The organism is Burkholderia sp. E168m23 (assembly GCF_016586125.1).
GTDB classification, from domain to species: domain Bacteria; phylum Pseudomonadota; class Gammaproteobacteria; order Burkholderiales; family Burkholderiaceae; genus Burkholderia; species Burkholderia orbicola.
Window position 1 is genome coordinate 1 of sequence record NZ_BCPP01000134.1, and the last position, 10,342, is coordinate 10,342.

General features: G+C 68.1%; 9 protein-coding genes. 4 read left to right on the forward strand and 5 right to left on the reverse strand.

The genetic code is table 11. The features are described 5' to 3' along the window. A partial coding sequence (locus JMF90_RS09850; protein ID WP_201325074.1) for an NIPSNAP family protein occupies positions 1-563 on the forward strand: 563 nt, incomplete at its 5' end. A gap of 66 nt (positions 564-629) precedes the next feature. Here JMF90_RS09850 and JMF90_RS09855 read toward each other — a convergent pair. Then, positions 630-1,523, reverse strand: a complete 894-nt coding sequence (locus tag JMF90_RS09855; protein WP_054928646.1) for a LysR substrate-binding domain-containing protein — start codon at positions 1,521-1,523, stop codon at positions 630-632. A 95-nt stretch (positions 1,524-1,618) separates the two neighbouring features. Between JMF90_RS09855 and JMF90_RS09860 the strand changes: the two genes are divergently transcribed. Then, positions 1,619-2,815: an MFS transporter gene (locus JMF90_RS09860; RefSeq protein ID WP_011549074.1), complete on the forward strand. Its 1,197-nt coding sequence runs from the start codon at positions 1,619-1,621 to the stop codon at positions 2,813-2,815. Here the strand turns inward: JMF90_RS09860 and JMF90_RS09865 are convergent. Both JMF90_RS09865 and JMF90_RS09870 read right to left on the reverse strand, forming a co-directional pair. Then, a complete protein-coding gene (locus JMF90_RS09865) occupies positions 2,799-4,010 on the reverse strand; it encodes an acetyl-CoA carboxylase biotin carboxylase subunit family protein (protein ID WP_011549073.1) in 1,212 nt (403 codons plus the stop codon). The genes JMF90_RS09860 and JMF90_RS09865 overlap by 17 nt on opposite strands. Positions 4,011-4,047: 37 nt before the next feature. Continuing rightward, positions 4,048-4,992, reverse strand: coding sequence for a hypothetical protein (locus tag JMF90_RS09870; protein WP_011549072.1), 945 nt, complete (start codon positions 4,990-4,992; stop codon positions 4,048-4,050). A 147-nt stretch (positions 4,993-5,139) separates the two neighbouring features. On the opposite strand from JMF90_RS09870, the gene JMF90_RS09875 reads away from it, so the two are divergent. Then, entirely contained in the window at positions 5,140-6,015 is an 876-nt protein-coding gene (locus tag JMF90_RS09875) for a LysR family transcriptional regulator (protein WP_011549071.1), read from the forward strand. Positions 6,016-6,023: 8 nt separating this feature from the next. Here JMF90_RS09875 and JMF90_RS09880 read toward each other — a convergent pair whose 3' ends face one another. Both JMF90_RS09880 and JMF90_RS09885 read right to left on the reverse strand, forming a co-directional pair. Beyond that, positions 6,024-7,292: an ATP-grasp domain-containing protein gene (locus JMF90_RS09880; RefSeq protein WP_054928647.1), complete on the reverse strand. Its 1,269-nt coding sequence runs from the start codon at positions 7,290-7,292 to the stop codon at positions 6,024-6,026. 52 nt (positions 7,293-7,344) lie between these two features. Beyond that, a complete protein-coding gene (locus JMF90_RS09885; protein ID WP_011549069.1) occupies positions 7,345-8,796 on the reverse strand; it encodes an MFS transporter in 1,452 nt (483 codons plus the stop codon). Positions 8,797-9,190: 394 nt separating this feature from the next. On the opposite strand from JMF90_RS09885, the gene JMF90_RS09890 reads away from it, so the two are divergent. Next, on the forward strand, positions 9,191-10,312 hold the full coding sequence (locus JMF90_RS09890; RefSeq protein ID WP_011549068.1) for a TauD/TfdA family dioxygenase: 1,122 nt from the start codon (positions 9,191-9,193) through the stop codon (positions 10,310-10,312). The last annotated feature ends 30 nt before the right edge of the window (positions 10,313-10,342 follow it).

Genomic DNA, 10,342 nt, shown 5'->3' on the forward strand with positions numbered 1-10,342 from the left:
TGTCCCGCCGTGCGCATCACTGGGTGTCGGATGCCGACGCGCACGGGAGGCTGCTCGGCGCATGGCGCACGGAAATCGGTGAGCTATCGCGGGTCGTCGTGCTGCGTGGCTTCGAGACGATGGATGCATTGCAGCATGAACGCGATCGGGCATTGCGCGCCGAGCGACCTTTCGGCATTGAAAGCGCGTCCGTTCGATTGACGATGGAAAGCTATGCACTTTTTCCTTTTCTACCCGACATCGAACCGGCGGCATTGGGCGATTTCTATGAAATTCGCCGCTACTGGCTGAAAGCCGGCGGTATTGCGCCGACCATTTCCGCGTGGGAACGCGCGGTGGGCCCGGCCAAAGCCTATACGTCGCATCTCGTTTGCAATCTGTACGCGCTCGATGGACCGCCGCGCATCACGCACATTTGGGGATTCTCAAGCCTGGAAGAACGCATGGCGTTGCGAAAGCGGCACTACGCGGAGGGCCTGTGGCCTCCGGCCGGCGGTCCGGAACAGATCGAAAGGGCGACGTCGACGATCGGCTTGCCGGAGACGTGGTCGCCATTGCGTTGAATGCGCCGTTCGCGCCGGATGTCACGTATTTTCCGCTCGGGTGATCGGGGCTTGTGTCAACAGGACCTAGCCGCGCGTGATCGACCTGGCAAACTCGATGAACTGCTCGACGCAGCTCGACGAGAACGGTTCGGACCACGTAACGACCAATTCGAGAACGTGCGGCCTCGCCAGCGGCACGTAAGCGACGCCCGAGCGTTGCAACGTCGACGTGAAGCCGGGCACGATGGCGACGCCGCGTTCCGCGGCCACCAGCGACACCAGCGTCGTGATCTGCGATGCGGTCGGCCCTGTCCGCGGCGTAACGCCCTCTTGCGCGCACAGATCCTCGAGCGCGGCGTTCAGCGCGGAACCGTAACCCGCGGGAAACGTGACGAAGTTCTCCTTGACCAGTTCACGGAACTCGATCGTCGCCTTGTCCGCGTATTTGCTCCGGGCGGGAACCGCGGCGGCGAGCGACTCCCGCGACACGACGAGGGACCGGATGCGCTCCCCGGGTGCCTTCGCCGCTGACCAGCCGAATCCGACGTCCATCGTGCCGTCGGCGATCTGCTGGCGCTGAGTGGCGGTCGATACTTCCCGAAACGCCAGCTCGACTTCCGGCATGCTGCGGCTCGCATTGCGGATGATGTCCGAAAACGCGTCGGACATCGGAATGGAACTCGCATAGCCGATCACGACGCGACCGACCACACCTTGCGCCATCTTGCGCGCCGTTGCCTCCGCCTCGTCGACTGCATGAATGACGCTCCTCGCGTGTTCGAGGAACAGCGCGCCTGCCGGCGTGAGCTGCACCGCACGTGTCGATCGTTCGAACAGCCGGATACCGAGGTCGGCTTCCAGCGCGGCGATATGGCGCGTCAACGGCGGCTGGGCGATACGCAAACGCAACGCCGCGCGTCCGAAGTGCAATTCTTCGGCGACGGTCACGAAATAGCGGAGGCGGCGTAGGTCGAGCATTCTTGTCGTTTCGGTATCAATGGCCACGAAATCAGTATTGGCACGCGTGTCGTCCACTCGTCAGACTGTCACCCACATCAGAGAGGGCGTCACCAGTGGGCAACAGAACCATCCGATTCGCATTTTTCCTGTGCGGCTTCGCGGCTTTTCTCAATCTCTATTCGACGCAGGGCATCCTGCACGAACTCGCCGCGGCCTTCAACGTGAGCGCGGAACGAGCAGGCCAGGGCATCAGCGCCACCACGTTGGCGGTTGCCATTATCGCGCCGTTCGTCGGTGCGCTGGCTGCCCGCTTCGATCGCCGAACGGTGATTTCGTGGGCTGCCGTGGCGTGTGTGCTTCCCGTCGTGTGGTCGGCACACGCGGCGAGCTTCTCATCGTTCCTCGCCGCCCGCTTTGCGGCGGGCATGCTGATGCCGTTCATCTTCGCGATCTCGATCGCCTGCATCGGCGAGATCTTCAGCCACGACGCGGCGACGGAGGTCAGCGCACTCTTCGTCGCCGGCACGACACTCGGCGGCTTCGCCGGACGCTTCGTGACCAACGTGCTGACGTCCGGGTTCGGCTGGCGTCACGCGCTCGATTTCATCGCGTTCCTGTGTCTCGCAACGGGCCTCGCGATCCACGCGTGCCTGCCGTCGTCCGGCGCCGCGCGTCCGGAAGGCGAGGGAGCGTCGATACCGCGCTGGAAGCTCCTGACGCGCGGCCCGCTGCTGGCCTCGTTTCTGGTCGGCGCATGCGTGCTCGCCTCGCAGGTCGCGACGTTCACCTTCGTCGGACTGCGGCTGGCCCGCGCGCCATTTGGCTTCAATACGGTCGAGATCGGCGCGATCTATGCGGTGTTTCTCGTCGCGGTCGTCGTCACGCCGCTCGCGGGCCGCGTCGCGGCGAAACGCGGCCCGCGCGATCTCGCGCTCGCGGCGACCGGGCTCGCGATGGTCGGTGCATTGCTGACCTTGTCGGGCAGTGTCGCAGCGATCCTGACCGGTCTCGCGCTCAGTTCGACCGCGGTGTTCGTCGAGCAGGCGTCGGCCAATGCGTTCATCTCGCGCGCGGCACCGGGTGCAAGATCGACGGCGATCGGCGTCTACCTGTCCTTCTATTACTTTGGCGGCAGTCTCGGCTCGATCCTGCCCGTTCCCGCATGGAATCGGTGGGGCTGGGTGGGCTGCGTCGCATTCGTCGTCGTAGCGCAGGCGATCGCAGGCGCGCTCGTGTTTTTCTTCTGGCGCGGGACGCCTCCCGCCGGCGCAAGCAAACCACGCTCACCTGAAGTCAGGCTGACTCGGTAGTCGACTTCAATTCGCGGCGCTCAGCCGCCGGCCCCGCGTCGTCCGCCGCACCGTGCGCTGCCGGCAACGCAACTCGCACATAAAGAAATGCACGCCGCTCGCGATCGGGCAGCACTTGCGGCCCGTAGCTGATCCTGACCGCCCCGTCGTCGATCTCCCCGCCCCGCGCGAAACGCCACGCGCCGGGATCGCTGTCGAGCAGGAATTCGGCGCGCGCATACGCATGCGGCTCGAACAGCTCGGGGATCGTCACCGCCTTTCCGTCGAGCTTGTCGAGCAACGCTTCGACCACGTTGAAACCGTAGCCGTCGCGCACGATGTCGCAGATGAAGCTGCCCGCGATGCGCGGATTCAGTTCGATCACGTGCGGCACGCCATCATGCACGATGCAGTCGAGATGCACGGGCCCCCACGTGAGCCCGGCGGCGGCCGTCGCGCGCGTGCCGACGTCGATCAGCGCGCGCAGCGTGTCGGCGTCGAGATCGAGTTCCGACGTATACCCGCGCTCGAGAAAACCGGCACCATGCCGCTTCAGCTTGCGCAGCGCGCCGACGTAGCGGCCGTCGAAATACTCGACGCAATATTCGCTGCCCGCCAGGAATTCCTCGATGACGACGCGTTCGGTCGCAAGCTCGGGTGCGTCGGCCTGCGCGGCGGCGGCGAGCGTGTCGAGCTGTGCGCGCACGGCGGCGATGTCCTCGCAGCGGCGCACGCCGTCGCTCGCGGAGCCTTCCGACGGCTTGACGACGACCGGGAAGCGCAACGGAGCAGCCGCCGCCGCGAGCGCCGCCGGCGCGGCCAGCGTACCCGCGACGAACTGCGCGGCCGGGATGCCGTGCTCGGCGAGCAGCGCTTTCTGGTTCGACTTCGACACCGCATACGCGACGTGCCGCGCATCGGGACCGGGCAACCCGAGCGCATCGGCGACCCATGCCGCGGTGCGCGCATAGGTATCGTGCGCGGTTGTCACGCGCAGCGTGTCGAGTTCGTCCGGAAAGCGCGCGCGCAGCCAGCCGGCAAGCTGCCCGGCGTCGGGCGTGAGGTTGACCGTCTCGACGTCGTCGGGAAACACGCCGTCGAGACGATGGCCGGGCGTGGTGATGACGGTCACGGCCACCCGGCGTGCGACGGCGGCGCGCACCAGCGCGACGCTGCTGCCGGTGGCGCGTGCGCCGATCACGATGAGTCGCTTCATGAGGAATCCTTGATCGAGGGCGGAAGGGGGAAGCCGGCTAGCGTGCGCGCCGGCGCAGGCGCTGCGCCTCGAGGCGCGGCAGCAGATGCTGGACGACGCGCGGCAGCGTATAGATCGGCAACTGCGCGCACGCGAACACGAGCGTCATGGTCGGTGTCGCGGCCAGTCCGAGCGCGGCCCACATCAGCCCGACGTTGCGATTGGCGACGATCAGCGCGACGTTCAGGCGCGTGCGGACGTCGCCGGGCGTGAGCCCGTACGCGACGAGCTGAAAACCCGCGTTGACGACGAACGCGAGGGCGATCGCGGTCAACGCGCGGTGCGGGGCATCGATGATCGACTGCTGCATGCCGGCCATCGTGCCGAGCGCGAATATGAGCAGCGCGACGACGACGACGGCGTCGATCGGTGTCGCATGGCGCGCGAGCCGTGCGCCCGCAAAGCGCCGCACGAGCAGCGCGACGCCCTCGGCGCTGCCGATCAGCAGCGCGAGCCGCAGCGCGAGGCTCGACGGCGAGATCGACACCGCCGCGTCGTGGCTGAACCAGGCGGTCAGCAGCGGCGCGGTCAGCGGCACGAACACCATCGACGCGAGGGTCGCGACGAGCGCGACACTGGCGTCGAGCGACAGCATCCGCGCGATCGTCGACGTGCCGCTCGACGGCGGCGCGCAGTAGGCGATCACCAGTGCCACGACCCAGTCGTACGGCAGGCCGGCGAGCCGCGCGGCGATGCCGAGCGCGACCGGGCACGCGATCATCGTCATCGCGGGCAGCAGCAGCGACACCGCGGGCCGTCGCGCGACCGCGCGCACGGCGCTCGGTTCGACGCGCAGCAGCGTGCCGAGCACGAACACGAACACGGTAACGGGCATCAGCGGCCGCGCGAGCGCCGCGAGTGGCGGCACCAGCAGCCCGAGGCCGACGCCGCACGCGAGCACGGTCGGACCGCGCCGCACCAGCGCGGCGATCAGTGCACGCACGGACGAACCTCGGGCGGGCGGCGAACGGACGTAAAGCCGGAGCAGGCAGCAGATGGCATGCGGATTCCTCGGAACATGCCCTAGGCTAATCCGGATGATGGGCGAAGTAAAATGATATAAACTGAATCAGTAACAAGAGAAATCGATATGAACATCCCTCTGCTCGAAACTTTCCGGGCCGTCGTGCAGGAAGGCAGCGCGTTGCGTGCGGCCGAACGGCTCGGCTGCACGCAATCGAACGTCACCGCGCGGCTGCGTCAGCTCGAGGAGTCGCTGGACGCGCCGCTGTTCGACCGGCACGGCAAGCGGCTGGTGCTGAACGATGCCGGGCGCCGGCTGATTCCGTATTGCGATCGCATCCTGCGCCTCGTCGACGAGGCGACGCAGGTGGTGCGCGAAACGCCGGTTGCCCGCAGCTTCCGGCTCGGTTCGATGGAAAGCACGGCCGCCACGCGGCTGCCGGCGCTGGCCGCCGCGCTGAAGGAACGCGATCCGGCGCTCGGCCTCGCGGTGCAGATCGGCAGCGAGCCGGATCTGGCCGAGGCGCTGCTGCGCGGCCGGATCGACGCGGCGCTGACCGCACGGGCGGTGGTCCGGCCCGGGTTGCGTTACGAGCCCGCGTTCGCGGAAGACATGGTGCTGGTGAGCGCGGCGACCGTCACGCGCCGGCAACTGCTGGCCGACAACACGGTGCGCTTGCTCGCGTTTCACGATGGCTGCCCGTATCGCGCGGTCGCGGAGCACTGGCTGAAGGCGCGCGGCATCGCGATCGAATCGGTGTCGTCGTTCGGCACGTTCGGCGCGATCCTCGGCTGCGTGGCGGCCGGGATGGGCGTCGCGATCCTGCCGAAGCGGATCACGACCGAACATGTGGCGCGCAAGGAAGTGCGCACGCATGCGTTCGACGATCTCGACAGCGTGACCACCTACCTCGTCACGCCCGACGAAGCGCCTGCCTTGCCCGAGCTCGACGCGTTGCGCGCGGTGCTCGGCCGGCAGGCGGGGGCGCTGCTCGCGCGCTGATACACGCCCTAGGCCGGCGCAACCGCGCCTTCGTCCGCGAAGAAATCGGCCTCGATCTCGCGAATCCGCCGGCAATCCTCGAGCAGCCGCTCGAAGGTCGGGCTGTACAGGCCGACCGTGCCGAGCGCGGTCTGCAGGTCGGTGGTCACGCGCAGCGTGTCGCCGACCTTGATCCACTGCTTGAGCCCGACGAACGACGGCAGCGCCTGGATCGCCTGCCACGTGAAATCCTGCCGCAGCACGCCGTTGCGCGACGACAGCAGCAGCACGTGCCCGCAGTACCCGCGAAAATCCGTCGGCGCGGTGACGTCGCCGAACAGCCGCTCCGGATGCAGCACCGCTTCGACGGCGGCCGACACGTGATTCTCGCCGCTGACCGCACTCGTCAGCCGCGGATCGAGGCTGCCGTGCAGCCGGGCGTTCAGCTCGACGATCGTCGGGCCGTCGGCCGTATCGAACAGCTCCAGGTGGGTCGGCCCGAAACGCACGTCGAGCGCGTCGAGCACGTCGGCCGCGTAGTCGAGCAGCGGGGCGTAGCGCGGGTCGGCGTGGTTCAGCACCAGCATCTTGTCGAGCCGCGGCGCGTGCGTGCGGTCGCGATGCACTTCCCACAGGCTGACCACGCGGTGCCGGCCTTCGAACGATACCGAGTCGACGATGTATTCCTGCCCCTCGGAATAGCTCTGGATCACGATGTCGTCGTTCGGCTGGTTGTACAGCGAACGGGTGGCCAGCACGTCGCGCGCGGCGGCCTCGACCTGCGCGAGCGTCCGGCAGATCTTCACGCCGGCCACGCCCGCGCTGCGCGCCGGCTTCACGACGAGCGGCAGCGTGCCGTGCGCGCGTGCCCAATCGAGCGCCTCATCGACCGACGTGCTGTGAAAGTGCGCCGGCGCGCGCAGCCCGGCCTGGCGAATGCGTTCGTTCATCGCGAACTTGTCGCGCCGCGCGGCGGAGGTCGCGAGCGGGTTGCGTGACGGCACGTCGAGCCGCTCGGCCAGCGTGTCGGCCAGCTCCAGCGCCGCATCGAGGCCGTGCAGCACGGCGCCGATCCGCAGATCGCTCAGTTGCGCGAGTGTCGCGTCGATGTCGCCGCGATGCTGGACCTGGCGGATGTAGTCGGATGGCACGAACTGGTTCCGGTAGATTTCCGGCAGATCGGGGTCGCTGATCACATGCGCGCAACGAATGCCGTATGCACGAAACGCGGGGGCCAGGTAGGCGGCGGTCGACGCGCCGTCGACGATCAGGACGGTATCGATGAAGCGATGCTGCATGGATTCCTCGCTCGGATGGGGATCGGTTGAAGGAGGTCGGGCGACGGCGCGCTCAGGCCCGCGTGCCGGTAGCGGATGCGTCGCGGGGCCAGCGTACCGCCAGCACGACACAGATCGCGACGAGCACGGCCGCGATGACAAACGCACGTGCCGCACCGGCCACGATTGCCGCGCCCTGGCCGGCGACCAGCGCGCCGAGTGCCGCGACGCCGATCGCGGCGCCCACCTGGCGCGCGGTATTGAGGATCGCGGACGCGGTGCCCGAACGGCCGGCCTCGACGCTGCCGAGCATCGTCGACGTCAGCGCGGGAATCGCGATGCCGCCGCCGATCGCCATCGCCGCGAGCCCGGGCGCCAACAGCAGGTACGGTGTGTGCGCGGCGAGCGTTTGCCACAGCCACACGTAGCCGGCGAGCGAGACGGCGAGGCCGATGATGACGGTCGCGCGGAAGCCGTAGCGGACCGCGAGCCGCGCGCTTGCGATGTTGGCGAGCATGATGATCGTGAGCGGCGCGAGCGCGAGCCCCGATTCGGTCGCCGTGAAGCCGCACGCGTTCTGGAAATAGACGCTGAGCGAGAAGATCAGCCCGTAGAACGCCGCATTCGTGACCGCGCCGATCGCGAGCACGCCCGGCACGCGCGGGAGCCGGAACAACGCGAGCTGCAGCATCGGCGCGGCCACGCGCCGTTCGATCGCGACGAACAACACGCCGAGTACGGCTGACGCGATCAGCGCGCCGGCCGCATACGGGTCACCCAACCCATGCGCGCCGGCCCGGATGATCCCGCCCGTCAGCAGCCCGAGCACGAGCACCGCGACGAACTGGCCGGCCGGATCGAACAGCCGCGTGCGCGCGGCGGCCGAATCCCGCACGTGGCGCAGCGTGAGCCACAGTCCGAGCGCGCAGATCGGCAGGTTGATGAAGAAGATCGCGCGCCAGCCGAGCGAATCGATCAGCAGGCCGCCGAGCGTCGGCCCGGCCGCGCTGATCGCGCCGCCCGTCGCGCTCCACCACGCGACGGCTCGCACGCGGGCGGCGGCATCGTTGGCGCAGGCATGGGTGATGAGCGCGAGCGACGTGGGCAGGATCATCGCGGCGCCGACGCCCTGCGCGACCCGCGCGGCGACCAGCGTGACCAGCGACGGCGCGAGCGCGCAACCGAGCGACGCGAGCAGGAACAGCGCAAGGCCGTACGCGAACAGCCGGCGGCTGCCGAAGCGGTCGGCCAGCGTGCCGGAGGTCAGCAGCAGCGCGGCGAACGACAGCGTGTACGCATCGACGATCCACTGCAGCCCGTGGATGCTCGATCCGAACGCGTGGCCGAGGCTCGGAATCGCGACGTTGACGACGGTCACGTCGAGCTGGACGATCGCGAAGCCGAGGCTCGCGGCCGCGACGGTCGGGAAGATCGCGCGCAGCGACGTGCGGCGTGAATCAGCGGCGGCGGTCGGCATGTGGTCGCCGCGGTCGATGCGGTCGAGCGTCGGGGCACGGTCGCTCATCGTGGCTCCCGGGGCGTGCGGCAGGTATGCGGCGGCAGGCGGTATCGATTCATCGGGCGGTTTCCGTATGGCGGATGAAGGAAGCCGGCTGCCCGTCGGGCGCTGGCCGCATCGTCGAATCCGACAGAAAACTAGCATCGACCCGTTGGCGAGTACAAATAATAAGCAGCGATTTTTTAACAAGTATTCGTGTTAAGGGATGACGCCAGGGACGTGAACCGGTTCCGCGCGGATTGCTGAACTTATATCGATAATTTTTGTTTGCAATCGAATTAATATCATTTCGCAATGCAATGACGGTCTCCTAGTCTTGTCGAGCGCTTCGCCCCGAGGACGGCGGAGCGCGGCGGTGTGCCACGCCGCTCTTCGAACCGGATCTTTATACGAGAGACCTATGACCTATCTCGCAGATGCACGCATCGCTTTGACGGCAGCGGAATCCGCTCACATTCGCCAGACGCTCGGCGCGCTGGCCTACGACCCGGCCGGCGGCGCAGGCTATATCAGCGCAGTCCGCAAGCTGGCCTACAACGCGTTTCCCGACCGGATCGTCGACGCATTCGATCGTGCCAAGGCACCGACCGCGGACGCGCACGGCTCGATCGAGATCGACAACCTGCCGATCGACGACGACGTGAAGGGCAGCCCGCGGTTCGAGGAAACCGGCCGCTCGTTCAAGGCCGGCGTGCTGAGCGAGAACGTGCTGGTCGCGTTGAGCACGCTGGCCGGCGAACCCTATTCGATCGCACACGAGGGCCGCGAGCTGGTGAACAACCTGACGCCGCACAAGGCGACCGCGCGCGACTACACGGGCCTCGGCTCGGAGGTCGAGCTCGACTTTCATATCGAGAACGCCGCGCAGGCGCACATGCCGGAAGGCGACACGTCGCCGTTCGCGCTGCTGCTGCTCGGCGTACGCAGCGAGGCCGGCGGCGGCCCGTACACGCGGCTCGCCGATGCGCGCCGTGCGCTGCAACTGCTGTCGCCGGACGACATCGCGCAACTCTACGGCGAGCACTACATCATCCGCGTGCCGTACCGGTGGCGCGGCGCGGCGCCCACGCCGCGCGACAACACCGACCTGAGCGCCGTGCTGTCGGGGCCGCTCGATGCGCCGCGCGTGACGGTCGCGTTCTATCCGGACATGGTGCTGGCGGTCAACACGCGCGCGCAGGAAGCGCTGGCCAACCTGTATCGCGCGGTGCGCGAGGTGTCGTTCGGCGTGCAGGTGTCGCCGGGCAAGCTGGTGCTGATCAACAATCACTTCACGCTGCATTCGCGCGACCGCTTCGATCCTCAGTACGACGAGAACGACCGCGCGTTTCGCTGGGTGCAGCGCGTGTTCGTCGCGCGCAGCCTGTGGAATTTCCGCGCGTTCACGCCGCTGCAGGCGCGTGTGTTCGACCCGAAGGCGCTGTATGCGGGCGAGTCGGTGCAGGCGAGGCAGCCGTCGCCCGTCGTGCAACCGGCGCCGCAACGTGCGGCCGCGGTCGAACTCGAAGCGACGCCTGCGTGATCGACCCGGTGGGGCAGCGGCCGGCGCTGG